The organism is Microbacterium sp. zg-Y818 (genome assembly GCF_030246905.1).
GTDB lineage: Bacteria > Actinomycetota > Actinomycetes > Actinomycetales > Microbacteriaceae > Microbacterium.
This window is the reverse complement of sequence record NZ_CP126741.1, coordinates 1,019,155-1,032,896: the sequence shown is the minus strand read 5'-3', so window position 1 is coordinate 1,032,896 and position 13,742 is coordinate 1,019,155. Positions and strand designations below refer to the sequence as shown.

At 72.0% G+C, this 13,742-nt stretch carries 15 protein-coding genes; 4 read left to right on the top strand and 11 right to left on the bottom strand.

Annotation, left to right across the window (positions count from 1 at the left end):
- Nucleotides 1–10: 10 nt before the first annotated feature.
- The 5 genes from QNO21_RS04660 to QNO21_RS04640 form a co-directional block, all read right to left on the bottom strand.
- Nucleotides 11–697 carry an NAD(P)H-hydrate epimerase gene (locus QNO21_RS04660; protein WP_257518710.1) on the bottom strand — a complete coding sequence of 229 codons (687 nt, stop codon included), beginning with the start codon at nucleotides 695–697 and terminating at the stop codon, nucleotides 11–13.
- Nucleotides 694–1,746 carry a YihY/virulence factor BrkB family protein gene (locus tag QNO21_RS04655; protein WP_257518709.1) on the bottom strand — a complete coding sequence of 351 codons (1,053 nt, stop codon included), beginning with the start codon at nucleotides 1,744–1,746 and terminating at the stop codon, nucleotides 694–696. Before QNO21_RS04655 ends, QNO21_RS04660 begins: the two co-directional genes overlap by 4 nt.
- A 111-nt stretch (nucleotides 1,747–1,857) precedes the next feature.
- On the bottom strand, nucleotides 1,858–2,364 hold the full coding sequence (locus QNO21_RS04650) for a prepilin peptidase (protein ID WP_257518708.1): 507 nt from the start codon (nucleotides 2,362–2,364) through the stop codon (nucleotides 1,858–1,860).
- Between the two features lie 124 nt (nucleotides 2,365–2,488).
- The gene (locus QNO21_RS04645; RefSeq protein WP_257518707.1) at nucleotides 2,489–3,484 is read right to left on the bottom strand and encodes an aldo/keto reductase; all 996 of its coding nucleotides are present in this window, start codon (nucleotides 3,482–3,484) and stop codon (nucleotides 2,489–2,491) included.
- A 54-nt stretch (nucleotides 3,485–3,538) separates the two neighbouring features.
- The gene (locus QNO21_RS04640; RefSeq protein WP_257518706.1) at nucleotides 3,539–3,955 is read right to left on the bottom strand and encodes a ribosomal maturation YjgA family protein; all 417 of its coding nucleotides are present in this window, start codon (nucleotides 3,953–3,955) and stop codon (nucleotides 3,539–3,541) included.
- A gap of 67 nt (nucleotides 3,956–4,022) precedes the next feature.
- Between QNO21_RS04640 and QNO21_RS04635 the strand changes: the two genes are divergently transcribed.
- Nucleotides 4,023–4,817, top strand: a complete 795-nt coding sequence (locus QNO21_RS04635) for an alpha/beta fold hydrolase (protein WP_257515149.1) — start codon at nucleotides 4,023–4,025, stop codon at nucleotides 4,815–4,817.
- A 35-nt stretch (nucleotides 4,818–4,852) separates the two neighbouring features.
- On the opposite strand, the gene QNO21_RS04630 is transcribed toward QNO21_RS04635, so the two are convergent.
- Nucleotides 4,853–5,554: a M23 family metallopeptidase gene (locus QNO21_RS04630; protein ID WP_257518940.1), complete on the bottom strand. Its 702-nt coding sequence runs from the start codon at nucleotides 5,552–5,554 to the stop codon at nucleotides 4,853–4,855.
- Nucleotides 5,555–5,556: 2 nt separating this feature from the next.
- Nucleotides 5,557–6,168: a mismatch-specific DNA-glycosylase gene (locus QNO21_RS04625; protein ID WP_257518705.1), complete on the bottom strand. Its 612-nt coding sequence runs from the start codon at nucleotides 6,166–6,168 to the stop codon at nucleotides 5,557–5,559.
- A 218-nt stretch (nucleotides 6,169–6,386) separates the two neighbouring features.
- Between QNO21_RS04625 and rox the strand changes: the two genes are divergently transcribed.
- Together rox and QNO21_RS04615 are read left to right on the top strand one after the other, a co-directional pair.
- Nucleotides 6,387–7,841, top strand: a complete 1,455-nt coding sequence (rox, locus tag QNO21_RS04620; protein WP_257518704.1) for a rifampin monooxygenase — start codon at nucleotides 6,387–6,389, stop codon at nucleotides 7,839–7,841.
- Between the two features lie 91 nt (nucleotides 7,842–7,932).
- Nucleotides 7,933–9,249, top strand: a complete 1,317-nt coding sequence (locus QNO21_RS04615) for a wax ester/triacylglycerol synthase domain-containing protein (RefSeq protein ID WP_257518703.1) — start codon at nucleotides 7,933–7,935, stop codon at nucleotides 9,247–9,249.
- A gap of 46 nt (nucleotides 9,250–9,295) precedes the next feature.
- Here the strand turns inward: QNO21_RS04615 and QNO21_RS04610 are convergent, their stop codons facing one another.
- On the bottom strand, nucleotides 9,296–10,102 hold the full coding sequence (locus QNO21_RS04610) for an alpha/beta fold hydrolase (protein ID WP_257518702.1): 807 nt from the start codon (nucleotides 10,100–10,102) through the stop codon (nucleotides 9,296–9,298).
- A 124-nt stretch (nucleotides 10,103–10,226) separates the two neighbouring features.
- Between QNO21_RS04610 and QNO21_RS04605 the strand changes: the two genes are divergently transcribed.
- Entirely contained in the window at nucleotides 10,227–11,879 is a 1,653-nt protein-coding gene (locus QNO21_RS04605) for an ABC1 kinase family protein (RefSeq protein WP_257518701.1), read from the top strand.
- 58 nt (nucleotides 11,880–11,937) lie between these two features.
- Here the strand turns inward: QNO21_RS04605 and QNO21_RS04600 are convergent, their stop codons facing one another.
- From QNO21_RS04600 to QNO21_RS04590, 3 genes are all read right to left on the bottom strand, one after another.
- Nucleotides 11,938–12,234, bottom strand: a complete 297-nt coding sequence (locus tag QNO21_RS04600; RefSeq protein WP_257515154.1) for a DUF1905 domain-containing protein — start codon at nucleotides 12,232–12,234, stop codon at nucleotides 11,938–11,940.
- A 73-nt stretch (nucleotides 12,235–12,307) separates the two neighbouring features.
- A complete protein-coding gene (locus tag QNO21_RS04595) occupies nucleotides 12,308–13,129 on the bottom strand; it encodes a class II aldolase/adducin family protein (protein ID WP_257515155.1) in 822 nt (273 codons plus the stop codon).
- A 78-nt stretch (nucleotides 13,130–13,207) separates the two neighbouring features.
- Entirely contained in the window at nucleotides 13,208–13,741 is a 534-nt protein-coding gene (locus tag QNO21_RS04590; RefSeq protein WP_257515156.1) for a flavodoxin family protein, read from the bottom strand.
- Between the last annotated feature and the right edge of the window lies 1 nt (nucleotide 13,742).

Sequence of the window (13,742 nt, the reverse complement as noted above, 5' to 3'; positions counted from 1 at the left end):
GCCCGACCGTTCAGGCGATGTCGGCGAAGCGCTCGACGTCGCCGGCCGCCACGGCGTGCTCCTCTGGCAGGTCCAGGCCCAGGTCGACGAGCACGACGCGACCGGCAAGGTCGGCGCCGGCACCCCGGATCAGCCCGGCCTTGACCGCGCCGAAGGTCACGGTGACCGCCGCCGGCAGCACCACATCGTCGCCGACGGTGCCGTCGTCGGGCTGCACGCCGCTGGGGATGTCGACCGCCACGACGCGGGAGCGGCCCGAGCGCACCGCGGTCAGCAGCTGCGTGACGGCCTCGCGCGCGCCGCCACGCAGCGAAGGGTCCGCCGAGGCGCCGATGCCGACGATGCCGTCCACGACGAGGTCGTAGGCGGGGTCGGCGGCACCCGCCTGCTTCAGGGTGACCGGGCGGGCGCCTGCGGCCAGGGCGGTGCCGAGGCCCCGGTCGTGGGCGGCATCCGCCGTCTGCAGCACGTCGACGCCGACGCCCTCCCCAGCAAGCGCCGCGGCGGCCAGCAGCGCGTCGCCGCCGTTGTCACCACGGCCGGCGAGCACGAGCACCCTGCCGCCGGGAGTCAGCTCGCGGCGGAGCACCGTCGCCAGGGCCGCCGCGGCGCGGTCCATCAGAGGCTCCCCCGCCGCCAGCAACGGCGCCTCAGCCGCCCGCACCTGGGCGGCGGTGTAGGCGGGCGTCAGGCTCATGCGTCCGCCTTCTGGCGGGCGTCTTCGGCTTCCTTCTCCGCCGCCTTCTTGCGCTCTTCGGCTTCGGCATCGCGTGCGGCCGTCAGCTCACCGGAGGCGACCATGACGGCGTTCTCGGCGCGGCGGACGCGACGCTGCGTGAAGGTCTTCGCCCCGTATCGGGCGCGGACGCGGTCGCTCTCCTCCTCCACGCCGGTGACGATATAGGCGCTCGCGATCAGCATCACCTGGGCCGACAGGTTGAACCAGAGCAGCAGCGCGATGAGCGAGGCGAACGTCGCCAGCAGGGGGTTGGCCGAGGCGCCGCCGACGAACAGCCCGGACAGCACCTGCAGCACGGTCAGCCCGAAGCCGCCCAGCAGGGCGCCGCTCCACAGTGCCCGGGCCGAGGGGCGCAGCCCCGACAGCACCCGGAACGAGACGGCGACGATGACGGTGTCGAGAACGAAGACGACGACGATCGTGAGCACCCGCCCGCCGATCTCGAGCAGCGTCGACGACGAGGAGACGCCGAGCCAGTCGGCGACGATCGCGAGTCCGGCAGTGCCGAGGAAGGTGATCGCAGCGGACGCCGCGAGCCCCAGCCCGATGCCGATAGCCAGGGCGAGGTTGCGCAGCAGCACCCACACGATCATGAGGTCTTCGGTGACCCGGTCAGCGATCATCCGCATGGCGGCGCGGAGCGTGCCGACCGCGCCGATGGCGGCGCCGATGAGACCGATGAGGGAGATCACGCCGGCGACGGTGAAGCCGGTGTTGACCGAGACCGATCGCGGATCCTCGATGATCCCCCCCTCCCCGACGATGCCGGGGATCGTGTTGTTCACGGCGGAGATCAGCGCATCGTAGGCGGCGGGGTTACCCGCCAACCAGAGCCCGGCCATCGAGAACCCGAGCAGCACGCCCGCGAAGACGCTGAACAGCGTGCGGTACGTGACGCTGTCGGCCAGGACCGGGCCGCGGTGCTCGACGTAGAGCAGCAGGGCGCGCACGGGCTTCTTCGACAGCGCCCAGGCGATGACCTTCTGCACGGCGTTCGGTTCGCTCATGCCGTCACCCTAGCCGCGTGGCGCGACGGCCCGCCGGACTTGACGCCGCCCGGGCCGGCATGGAAGCGCGGGGTCCCGGCGGAGCGCGGGGCGCGTGCGCAAGGTTGCGGTTCAGGCGGCGATGGATGCCGCGAGGGCGAGCCACGCCCCGCCGAGCAGGTAAGGACCGAAAGCGATGCGGGTGGTGCGCGTGGCCCGCCCGGAGGCCAGCAGGAAGAGCGCGACCGCTCCCCCCAGGACGAATGCGGCGGCGGTGCCGATGAGCACCGCCGGCCACCCCGCGTGCCCGAGGACCATACCCACCACACCGGCCAGCTTCACGTCGCCGCCTCCCACGCCTCCACCCATCGCCCGCAGGGTGGCGTAGAGGAGGAACAGCACCCCGCCGCCGAGGAGGGCCGTGACCAGCGGCACCCCGTCGCCGGCTGCCAGAGCGGCGAGCGCGAACAGCACGAGGATCAGCGGGTACAGCGGAAGGACGAGTGCGTTCGGAAGCCGGTGGCTCCTCAGGTCGACCACGGTGAGCGCGACGGTCGCGGCGGCGAAGAGCGCGTAGGCGACTGCGAGGGGCGCGACCACGAGCGGCGTGGCTTCCCACATCACCCGGAGTCCCGACACGGCGCCAGCGTATGGCTTTGCGCCGGGGCTCCGCGGGCGTGATCCACAGGGGCGCTGGGAGGCGCGCCGGCCAGCGGGCCCGCGGGCCCGCGGGCCCGCTGGCCGCAAGCTCAGCGGCGCCGAGTCACCAGAGCGGGTGGATGTCGGCGCGCAGGTGACGGTCGTACACCGCGTGCACGGCGGCGTCGAACGCGTCGATGTCGAAGGCGCCCGGCTCGAGCAGGGCCGCGGCGGCCGCGTTCGAGGACGCCTGGCGCACATTGCGCGCACCGGGGATGACGCTGGTGACACCCGGGCGGGATGCCACCCAGGCGAGCGATGCCGCCGGCAGCGACACGCCCTCGGGCAGTGCCGCCGTGAGATCGGCGACGGCCGCGAGCCCGGTGTCGTAGTCCACGCCCGAGAACGTCTCGCCGCGGTCGAACGCCTCGCCGTGACGGTTGTACGTGCGGTGGTCGTTCTCGGCGAAGGTGGTCGCGGCCGTGTACTTGCCGCTCAGCAGGCCCGAGGCCAGCGGCACGCGGGCGAAGATCGCGACGCCGGCATCCGCCGCCGCCGGCAGCACCTCGTCGAGGGGCTTCAGCCGGAAGGGGTTCACGATGATCTGCACGTTGGTGACGTTGGGGCGTGCGATGGCGGCAAGGGCCTGCGCGCAGGTCTCCACCGACACCCCGTACGCGGCGATGGTGCCGTCGGCGACGAGGTCATCCAGGGCGTCGTAGGTGGCATCCGCCTCGATGACCTCGGTGGGCGGGCAGTGCAGCTGCACGAGGTCCAGGGTGTCGACCCGGAGGTTCGCGCGGGAGCGGTCGGTCCAGGCGCGGAAGTTCTCGGGCGTGTAGTTCTCGGGCTCCTGCGCCATGCGGCGCCCCATCTTGGTTGCGACCGTGATGCCGTGACCCGGCCGGTCGGCGAGGAACCCGCCGATGAGAGTCTCGCTGCGGCCGTCGCCGTAGACGTCGGCGGTGTCGAAGAGGGTCACTCCCCCGTCGACGGATGCCGCCAGCACCTGCCGGGCGTCGGATTCGTCGACGACACCCCAGTCGGCGCCGAGCTGCCAGGTTCCGAGTCCGATCGCCGAGATGGACCGACCGGTGCGACCGAGAGGACGCTGCTGCATGAGTGCTCCTTTTGACCTGTCCAGAATGCCACGCTGCGGCGCGCCCCGGCGCGGCTACCCTGACCGGGTGCGGCGTGGCAGCCGCCGACCCGCGGCCGCGAGGAGCGCGGCGTCGACGGCCATCGCCAGCGCGACCATGAGCAGGTAGACCAGCAGGTCCCTGACGTCGAAGACCGTGCCGAGCAGCAGCATCGCGGGCGGGAAGGTGGTGCCGAGGCGCTCGGGGAGGCCGGTCAGCTGGAGCAGTTCCACGGCGGTGCACCACGCCGCTGCCACCAGCCCGAGGACCCGTGGGCGCGCTTCGGGGACCAGCATCGCGAGCCCGAGGTAGGCGGCGAGCGCGTAGAGCGCGTCCCCCGCGATGTCGGATGCGGCAGTGTCGGGCGCCCAGCGGTGCACGGCGAGTCCCGTGATGATCGTCGCCGCGAGCAGGCCGGCGGAGAGCAGGCGACGGCGGACGGGACGCGGCATCCGGTCACTGTAATGGGCTGAGGTGCGGACAGATGCCGCGGCGTGCGCGATGCGGAAGGATCGGGGTATGGATGCCGCACCCGCCGGACTGACACGCCTGCCCGCACCGCAATTCGTGATGACGGCCGAGGGCGACCGCCTCGCGACGTACACGTGGGGCGACGAGACCGCGCCGACCGTGCTGTGCGTGCACGGGTTCGGATCGAGCACCCGCGACAACTGGGTGGCCACCGGATGGGTGCGGGACCTGCTCGCGGCGGGGCTGCGGGTGCTCGCGGTGGACCAGCGGGGGCACGGGGCCAGCGACAAGCCGCACGCCCCGGGATCGTACGAGATGACAGGCCTGGTGACCGACCTCGTGACGGTGCTGGACACGTATCTGCTCGACTCCGTGCGCTACGTGGGGTACTCGCTCGGTGGTCGCGTCGGCTGGCAGGCGGCGGTGGACGTTCCGCACCGGATCGAGCGCGCGGTGCTCGGCGGCATCCCCGACGGCCGACCGCTTGCGCGCATGCAGATCGCCCAGGTGAAGGCGTACCTGGACGACGGGCGGCCGGTGGAGGATGAGGTGACTCGCCGGTACATCTCGCTGGCGGAGCGGGTGTCCAGCAACGACCTGCAGGCCCTCGTCGCGCTCGCCGAGGGGATGCGGCTGGGCGACAGCGACCCCGACCCGGCGTCGCCGCCGACGCAGCCGGTGCTGTTCGCCACCGGGAGCGAGGATCCGATTCTGGAGGAGTCGCGGCGGCTGGCGTCATCGGCGCCGCAGGGCACGTTCGTGGAGATCCCGGGGCGCACCCACGTCAACGCGCCGGGTTCCCGCGACTTCCGTCAGGCCGGGGTCGCGTTCCTCCGCGCGTGACCGCCGAGTGAGTATTCACTCGAGGCCGCGAATACTCACTCGGGAACGGGGGCGACGATCGCGCGCTCGTCGGGGATGCCGCGGGCGACGTCGCGGGTGCCGCGGCCCTTCGGGCCCCACTGCCGGTACGCGGCGAACGCGATGGGCAGCCCGCGCGCGACGCGGAGGTCGTCGCTGTCCATCGCCTGCACGTGCACGTGCGGCTGGGTGGAGTTGCCCGAGTTGCCGCACCGGGCGAGCTGCTCGCCCACCACCACCTCGTCGCCCGGTCGCACCTGCAGGGACCCGGCCTGCAGGTGCACCAGCGCGACGAACGCCTGGCTCACGCGGTCACGCACGATGACATGATTCCCCGCAACCGCCGCGGGGCCGTCCCGCAGGCGTCCCGCCTGCCCCGCGACGTACGCCACCAGCGCGAGCTGCGAGCGACGCGCCTCATGATCGGTCTCACGGTCGTGCACGCTCACCACCACGCCGTCGACGGGCGCGAGGATCGGCCTGCCGAACCCGACGAACCGCTCGGGTGGCTCGGTCGACAGAATCGTTCCCCACCCCCACTCCGACGCGGTGCGCCCGCGCTCGTCGACCCCGGTGAAGTCGATCGCGTATCGCTGACCCAGCACATCCACGCCGTGACTCGGGACGCGCCGGGCCGGGCTGTTCTGCACCAGCCATCGCCCCTCGAACGGCAGCGCCAGCAGCACCGGCGCACGGACGGAACCCGCCGCCGGCGACATGCTCACCGCCCCACACCCGCACAGGCAGCGACAGCGCCAGCGCCGCCGACGTCGAGGCCCGCCGCCCGCGCCGGCTCGGCATACGCCGCGGCGAGCGAGGCGACGGTGTCGTGCGCGTTGAGACCGCTCGGGTTCGGCACCACCCACAGCTGCGAACCGCCGAGCATCTCGCTCTGCCGCCCCGCCGTCGCGCGTGGCCTGCCGAAACCCTGCCGGTAGGCGGTGATGCCGACGATGGCGATCACCGCGGCATCCCACCCCGCGGCATCCGTCTCGAGCCGCCGGGCGCCCGCCCGCAGCTCTTCGCGCGACAGCTCATCGGCGCGCGCCGTCGCCCTCGGCACGAGATTCGAGATGCCGATGCCGGCGTTCAGCAGCATGTCGCGATCGCGCGGCGGCATGCCGTCGTCGGCGATGCGCGGGAGGCGGGGAAGGATGCCGGCGGCCAAGAGAGCCGGGTAGAACCGGTTGCCGGGGTGACCGAAGTGCACGCCGGTCGCCGCGGTCCACAGCCCCGGGTTGATGCCGACGAACACCAATCGCGGGTGCGGCGGCATGAGGTCGGGCACGCTCGTGTCGCGGAACGCCTGCAGCTGCTCGCGCGTGAAGCCCATGTCCGGCCGGCTGTCTCCCGATACGACGATGGCAGGGACTTCTCCCTGCCATGTCCAGGATATCGGGCCGACGGGGGCTTGCGGCAAGACCCCCTCGCGGGGGCAGGATGGGCGGCCTCGCCGCTGCGGGCCAGATACTGCGGACCAGCTGCGGGCCAGTCGGGGCGGAGCAGTCAGGGCGGCAGCCGGGGCGGGCAGCCGGGAGCAGGGGGCGTGTCATGTTCGACGTGATCATCGTGGGCGGCGGACCGACGGGCATGATGCTCGCGGCGGAGCTGCGGCTTCACGACGTGCGGGTGGTCGTTCTCGAAAAGGACGACGCCCCGTCCCCGCAGGTGCGCTCGCTCGGGCTGCATGTGCGCAGCGTCGAGCTGCTCGACCAGCGCGCATTGCTGGACCGATTCCTCGCGCTCGGCACGCAGTACCGGATCGGGGGGTACTTCGCCGGCATCGACAGCCCCTGGCCGGAGGACCTCGACACCGCCCACGGCTACATCCTCGGCATCCCGCAGCCCCTCACCGATCGCCTGCTGACCGAGCACGCCGCCGCGCTGGGCGCCGACATCCGGCGCGGCTCGACCGTCGTCGCGCTGACGCAGGACGGCGACGGCATCGAGATGGGTCTGGCGGACGGCACATCGCTGCGGGCCCGTTTCGCCGTCGGGTGCGACGGCGGACGCAGCACGGTGCGTCGCCTGGCCGGCATCGGCTTTCCCGGCGAACCCGCCACGATGGAGTGGCTGCTGGGCGAGATGGAGCTCACCGCCCCGCCCGAGACCGTGGCAGCGGTGACGGCCGAGGTGCGGCGGACGCAGCGCGGGTTCGGCGCCGGTCCCTCGGGCGAGGGCCGCTACCGCGTGGTCGTCCCCGCCGACGGCGTCGCGGAAGACCGCACCACGACGCCGACGCTCGACGAGTTCTGCGCGCAGCTGCGCCGCCACGCGGGCACCGACTTCGGCGCGCATTCCCCGCGATGGCTCTCGCGCTTCGGCAACGCCACGCGGCTGGCCGAGCGCTACCGCGTCGGGCGCGTGCTGCTGGCGGGAGATGCGGCCCACGTGCACCCTCCCCTCGGCGGACAGGGCCTCAACCTCGGCATCCAGGACGCCGTCAATCTCGGCTGGAAGCTGGCCGCCGAGCTGCGCGGTTGGGCGCCACCACACCTCCTGGACACCTATGAGTCCGAGCGCCGCCCCGTTGCCGACGATGTGCTCTCCCTCACGCGCGCGCAGAGCGAGCTGACGTTGACAGCCCCCGGCCCGCAGGCGGTGCGCCGCCTGATGACCGAGCTCATGACCATCCCCCAGGTCAACCGCCGCCTGATCGAGAAGATCACGGCCATCGGCATCCGGTACGACGTCGGCGACCCGTCTCCGCTGGTCGGCGGGCGCCAGCGGGACGTCGCCCTCACGCACGGTCGCCTGTACGAGCGCATGCGCGACGGGCGGGGGCTGCTGCTGACTCCCACCGGCGAGCTGGATGCCACGGGCTGGTCGGATCGCGTCGATCTCGTGGTCGACCGCAGCGCCCAGATGAATGCCGCGGCGGTCCTGCTGCGCCCGGACGGCCACATCGCGTGGCGTGGTGAGGACGCGCGGGGTTTACGCAGCGCGCTCGTCCGCTGGTTCGGAGAACCGGCCGCCGGTGCGCGCGTCGCTGAGCACCGCGAGTGACGCGAACTCATCTTCGCGCGAGACCGTCCCCACGCTCGTTGCCGCGCCCACTCTCCTTGTCGCGCCTGGGCCGGCGAGCCAGGATGAGGCCATGAACGCCTCCTCGCGCGGCGTCGGCACGGCGGGTCCCGCATCTCCCGCATCGACGCGGGTGCCACCGCAGCGCCTCGCCCCGAGCGATCGGGCGAACCTGATCATCGACCGCCCCGACCAGGTGAACGTCTTCCTCGTGGCCGGTCTTCTCACACCCGGCGGTTTCGTCGCACCGGACGGCTCGGTCGACATGCACGCACTGCGGCAGGCGGTCACGGTGCGTGCGCGGTCGATCCGCGAGCTGCGGCGGGTGGTGGCCCCGCGGTTCCTGCGAGCGCCCGCGTGGTCGGAGAAGACACCCGACCCGCAGCTGCACATCCGCCTGCTCGACCCAATCGCCGACACCGCTGACCTCGAGCGCGTGTGCGCCCGCCTGATGGTGACCCCACTCGCACGCGACCGCCCCCTCTGGGAGATGCTCATCCTGCCGTGCCGGGACGGCGTGCGGGTGGGCTTCATCTTGCGGATACATCACGTCCTCGCCGACGGAATGACGGCAGTCGACATCGTGCGCCGCCTGCTCGCCCCGGCGGACGACTCGCCCGCACAGTCCCCGGCTGACGGCGCGGGAGCACCCCTCCCCGGCGCAGCTCCGACGGGGCCGCGCTCACGCACGGCCGCCTTTCGCCGATTCGCCGCGACCCTCGGGGCGCACCGAATGCCGGACACCGTCCTGCTCGGACCGCTGGGCCGTCGGCGTGCCGTGGCGTTTGCGGATGCCGACCTCAGCGCCCTGCGGTCTCATGCCGCCGCCCGGGGCGCCACGGTCAACGACGCCCTCCTCTCGGTGATCGCCGCGGGCTATCACGCGGCCCTCGTCGCCTCCGGCGAACCGGTGCCCGCAGAGCTCGCGGTGTCGGTCCCGGTCGCCCTCGACCGCCACGGACAGGCGAGCAATCAGGTCGGACTAATGGTGGTGCCCCTCCCTCTGACCATCACGGACCCGGACAAGCGGCTCACGGCCGTGGCGACGATCACGGCACGGGAGAAACCGGCGGCCCGACGGCAGGGGACGCTCGAGATGATGCGCGGCCCCCTCGGTGCGCGGATCATGGTCCAGCTGGCCAAGCGGCAGCATCTGGTCGCGGGCTTCGTCACGAATGTGCGCGGCCCGAGCGGTGCGCTCCGCCTCGCCGGCGCGCCGGTGACCGCGCTCTGGCCGGTCGCGGTGATCGCGGGCAACGTGCGCCTCGGAGTCGCGGCCGTCTCGTATGCGGGGCGGCTCTGGTGCGGCATCCATTTCGATGCCGAGCACGTCGCCGGTGACGTGTTCGCTGACGCGATGCGCGAAGCGCTCGCCCGGACCGGCGCCTGATCGCCGACCTGGCCAGCGGCGGCGCGTTTCGTCTCGCGGCGCTCGCTCAATGCCTGTCCAGGAACGCCAGCACATCCCGGTGATAGCGCCGGTGCAGCGTGGTTCCCAGGTGCCCGGCCCGGGGGTACACGATTGCCCAGCCGCCGGGAATGCGCGCGGCGGTGTCGCGGAAGAGCTCCGGCGAGTAGAAGCGGTCGCGCTCCGCCCCGATGACAAGCGTCGGCACGGCGATCTCTGCCAACCGCTCCCCCACGTCGAAGTCGTCTTCGGCCTCGATGACCGCGAGCAGCTCGGCGCCGGCCTCGGCGAACGTGCTGCGCCCCATCAGCCACCCCGCCGCGCCGAACACGACCGCAGCGGGCGTGGATGCCGCGACCTCCGCCGCCATGATCGCGCCGGCACGCCGGGTGTGACCCGTGTGCACCGCGGCAGCCAGGCTTCGCTGCACCAGACTGCCGTGGTCGCTCAGGCGATAGGCCGCGGAGACGATGACCAGCCGGCGGACGAGGTGCGGGTGGTCCAGCGCCAGCTGCAGCGCCACGCTCCCCCCAGTCGACACGCCCACCACGTCGACCGGCGCGGGAAGGTGCGACGCGATCGCCGCCGCTGACCTGGCCGCGATCTGCGCCATCGACACCGGGGCGACCAGTCCGTGCGACCACTGCAGCCACACCAGCTCCCGCCTGCGCGCGAACGGCGCGAGAAGGCGCTGCTGCAGGGCCAGCCCGGCACGCGACGGCAGGTGAGGGCTGCCCGAGAGGCCGGGGAGGTACACCAGCGGCGCACCGGACCCGAACCGCAGATAGGGGATGCCGGGTGGCCATTCCCCTCTCACGACCGACGTCTTCGTCATGGGGTGCGACCTCCTGGCGGCCGATGGCGGGACGACTGCCCACAGCATCACCCGGGCACCGCGCCGACACAAGGACGTCCGGCCGCCCTTGTCGGCGGGCACGACGGTTCGGGATGATGGGGCGATGCAGCCACCACCGCTGGGCCGGTATCAGGAGATCGCCGACACCCTCGCCCGGCACGGTCTGGACTTCCTCGCCGGCGAGCTCGGCATCACGCGGTTCCTCCCCGCGCGCCGGCGGGCCGCAGCCGGCACTCCGCCCGCGCCGCCGGCTGACGCGCCGACCCAGCTGCGCTTGGTCCTCGAGGACCTCGGTCCTACGTTCATCAAGCTGGGTCAGCTGCTGTCGACGCGAACCGACCTGCTGCCGCCGGCCTACATCACCGAGCTGTCGAAGCTGCAGGATGCCGGACCCGCGGTGCCCGCCGAGCGGATCCGGGAGACCGTCCACCAGGAGCTGGGCAGCGACCCGGAGGAACTCTTCGCGTCGTTCGATTGGACCCCGATGGCATCCGCCTCGATCGGTCAGGTGCATGCGGCGACCCTCGGCGACGGCACGCCCGTCGTGGTGAAGGTGCGCCGCCCCGAGGTGGTCCGGCAGGTGCAGGACGACCTCGAGATCATCAACACCCTCGCCGGCCGAGCGGCCAAGGTGTCGTCGCTGGCCCGCTCCTACAACATCACCGGCATCGTGAAGGAGTTCTCCGACACCCTGCGCGCCGAGCTCGACTACCTGCGCGAGGCCCGCAATGCCGAGCGGTTCGCGCAGAACTTCGCCGCACGCCGCGGGGTGATGATCCCTCGCGTGTTCTGGGAGACCACCACCTCCCGCGTGCTCACTCTCGAGCGCATGACCGGCATCAAGGTGAGTGATCGGCAAGCCCTGGATGCTGCAGGCATCGACCCCGGCGCGCTCGCCGCGGCGGGCGGAAAGATCGTGCTGACGATGATCTTCGAGGACCGGTTCTTCCACGCCGACCTGCATCCCGGCAATCTCTTCGTCCACCCCGACGGCACGCTCGCTTTCATCGACTTCGGCATGGTCGGCGAGCTCAGCGAAGAACTGGCCGAGCAGCTCGCCGATGTGTTCATCGGCACGGGGACCCGCGACGCCGAAGCCCTCGCCAACGCACTGATCGAGCTGTCCGTCACCCAGGGGTCGGTGGACCGGCGAGCCCTGCGCGCGAGTGTGGCGTCCTTCCTCTCGCAGCACTTCGACAAGCCCCTCGGCGACATCCACTTCACCCGCATGGTCACCGACCTGCTCCGCATCCTCCGCGAGAGCCACCTGCAGCTGCCGCACGAGATCTCCCTCGTGGTGCGCACGCTCGTCGTCATCGAGGGGGTGGGCGTGCAGCTCGATCCCGCGTTCGACCTGAACGCGGTGCTCACGCCCTACGCCCGCCGCCTCATCCGCCGTCGGCTGTCGTTCGAGGCGCTGTCCAAGCGCATGGGACGCGCGTCGATCGATGCCGGTGCGCTCATGCTCGAGTTGCCCACGCGTCTTCGCCGGCTGATCGAGTCGGTCGATGACAACGGCATCGAGGTCCACCTGCGCGCGACAGAGCTCGTCCCGCTCTTCGCCCGCGCCGAGCGCATCGGCAACCGCGTGGTCGCCGGCATCATCACGGCGGCGCTCATCAACAGCATCGGCCAGCTGATGGGCCGCGACAACCGCCTGCGCACGTGGCAACGCGCCATCACCGGTGCCGTGCTCACCGCGTTCACGAGCCTGAGCGGCTACCTGCTGTGGACGTCCCGTCGACGACGGGACTGACGGCGCGGCCGGGCGCTCGGCAGGGCTGCTCTCGTTCGCGCAGACGCGCGAGTACCCCTCACGCGTCGAGGACCTCTATGCGAACCGTCACCGGGCCGTCCTCATGCAAGGACTCCGCTTCGCGGACGGCGCGCTTGAGCGGCAGCCAGTAGCGACCGGACGAGCTGGGGAAGATCGACGTGCGCCACGTCGTGCCGCCCACGGTCGCCTCGACCCGCACCGCGCCGAACCCGCGCGTGAAGGGGCCGGTCACCTCGCGGATGTCCTCGCTGAGCTCTTCCGGCACGTCGGTGAACAGCCACGTCTCGGGCCTGGCATCCCACCGGAACACGGTGGAGTCGAACTCGATGTGCACGAACCCAGTCTCCACCCCGGGGAGGCGGACGTGTGCCGCCCCGGGGGGCGCGGTCAGCCGATCGCCGGACGCGTCAGGAGACCCAGCGCGATGTCACGCCGAAGGCGTCGGCCACGGCACGGATCTCGTCCGCGCTCAGCCCCTCGCCGTGGCCGCCTGCGGTGAGGTTCATGTACTCGTACTTCGCGCCGGTCTCGGCGTACTCCACCCGGTCCACGGCACGGGTGACCGACAGATCCGAGCGGGCCATGACGCCGTGCTTGCTCCACAGCACGATCTCGTGCTCGCGCAGGCCCTGCACGTTGGCAGCCATGAGCTCGGCGGATCCGGGCACCATGAACTCCAGCACGCCGATGCCGTCGCGGAGGGCCACGATCGACTCCGGCTCCCATCGCAGGATGCGGCGGTTCATCGTCTCGGTGTCCCGATACGTCGGCACGTGGCTGAGGTAGGTCAGGTGCGGCGGCTGCGCGTGCACCACCGCGTGGAAGTCCAGCCCGCGCCGGCCGACCTGATCGTCGTGCACCGCGAGATGCGAGTTGAACTCACTCGTGAGCGCGTCGAACTGGCGCTGCGGCGACGAGAGCATCTCGGCACTCACGCCGTCGGCATCCACGATCACCGCCGCGATGGCAGCGAGCGGGTTCTCGGCGATCTGGCGCAGTCGCCGCCCCGATCCGGTGACGAGCAGCGTGCGCCCTGCCAAGGCGGGCGCCGCCAGCGGCAGCTCGATGCGCTCGGAGACCGGGAAGAGCTGACGAACGCGCGAAAGCTCGTCGAGGCAGATCGAGATGTTGCCGGCCCCGGCCTCGCTCGCGTCGATCTCGCAGATACGGTGCCCGGCCGCGCCCATGTTGGCGAGGTACTGCTCGATGGTCGGACGGTCGATGGCCATGGTCACTCCCTTGTCGCGATTCCGGTGAATCGTTTCAAGACTAGCCATGGTCTGACCACAGCTGCAACTCGCCGCCCCCTATGGCGAGGCCTTCAACCCGCTGTCGGCGCTGCCGGATGCCGCGGCGGCCATTTCCCTCCCCCAGCGCTTGGCGCGCTCCACCTCGCCATCGAGCAACGGGCCCGCGTATCCGCGGACACGGAAGGTCTCGGGCTTGGACGTCGTGTCGAATCCGAGTGAGCGCAGTTCCCTTCGCGCGACCTTGGCCGCAGAGCCTGGCAGACGCGGCTTGTCGACGCGGGTGTCGAAGACGGCGGCGGGAACGGGCGAGGACAGGGCGTCGAGCTGATCCAGCCACTCACGGATGCCGCGGTCCGGCGCGTGAGGCGCCGAGTGGGACTGCACGGCATCCGCGCGGGTCGCCGGGCGCGTCAGAGAGAAGGCGTGTGTCGGTCCCCCCACGACGACGAGATCGAACCCTTCGATCGAGGTAGGCGCAGAATCCGAATCCACGACGTGCACTGTGCCGCCGCGGTCACACCCCTCGGCCACAGCACGAGCGATCTGCTCGGTGTTGCCCCACAGGGATTCGTAGACCACGAGCACATTCATG

Coding starts and splice junctions, on each gene's coding strand:
- QNO21_RS04660 (WP_257518710.1), bottom strand. CDS start 697: ATGAGCCTGACGCCCGCCTACACCGCCGCCCAGGTGCGGGCGGCTGAG.
- QNO21_RS04655 (WP_257518709.1), bottom strand. CDS start 1,746: ATGAGCGAACCGAACGCCGTGCAGAAGGTCATCGCCTGGGCGCTGTCG.
- QNO21_RS04645 (WP_257518707.1), bottom strand. CDS start 3,484: ATGCAGCAGCGTCCTCTCGGTCGCACCGGTCGGTCCATCTCGGCGATC.
- QNO21_RS04640 (WP_257518706.1), bottom strand. CDS start 3,955: ATGCCGCGTCCCGTCCGCCGTCGCCTGCTCTCCGCCGGCCTGCTCGCG.
- QNO21_RS04635 (WP_257515149.1), top strand. CDS start 4,023: ATGGATGCCGCACCCGCCGGACTGACACGCCTGCCCGCACCGCAATTC.
- QNO21_RS04630 (WP_257518940.1), bottom strand. CDS start 5,554: ATGTCGCCGGCGGCGGGTTCCGTCCGTGCGCCGGTGCTGCTGGCGCTG.
- QNO21_RS04625 (WP_257518705.1), bottom strand. CDS start 6,168: ATGGGCTTCACGCGCGAGCAGCTGCAGGCGTTCCGCGACACGAGCGTG.
- rox (WP_257518704.1), top strand. CDS start 6,387: ATGTTCGACGTGATCATCGTGGGCGGCGGACCGACGGGCATGATGCTC.
- QNO21_RS04615 (WP_257518703.1), top strand. CDS start 7,933: ATGAACGCCTCCTCGCGCGGCGTCGGCACGGCGGGTCCCGCATCTCCC.
- QNO21_RS04610 (WP_257518702.1), bottom strand. CDS start 10,102: ATGACGAAGACGTCGGTCGTGAGAGGGGAATGGCCACCCGGCATCCCC.
- QNO21_RS04605 (WP_257518701.1), top strand. CDS start 10,227: ATGCAGCCACCACCGCTGGGCCGGTATCAGGAGATCGCCGACACCCTC.
- QNO21_RS04595 (WP_257515155.1), bottom strand. CDS start 13,129: ATGGCCATCGACCGTCCGACCATCGAGCAGTACCTCGCCAACATGGGC.
- QNO21_RS04590 (WP_257515156.1), bottom strand. CDS start 13,741: ATGAATGTGCTCGTGGTCTACGAATCCCTGTGGGGCAACACCGAGCAG.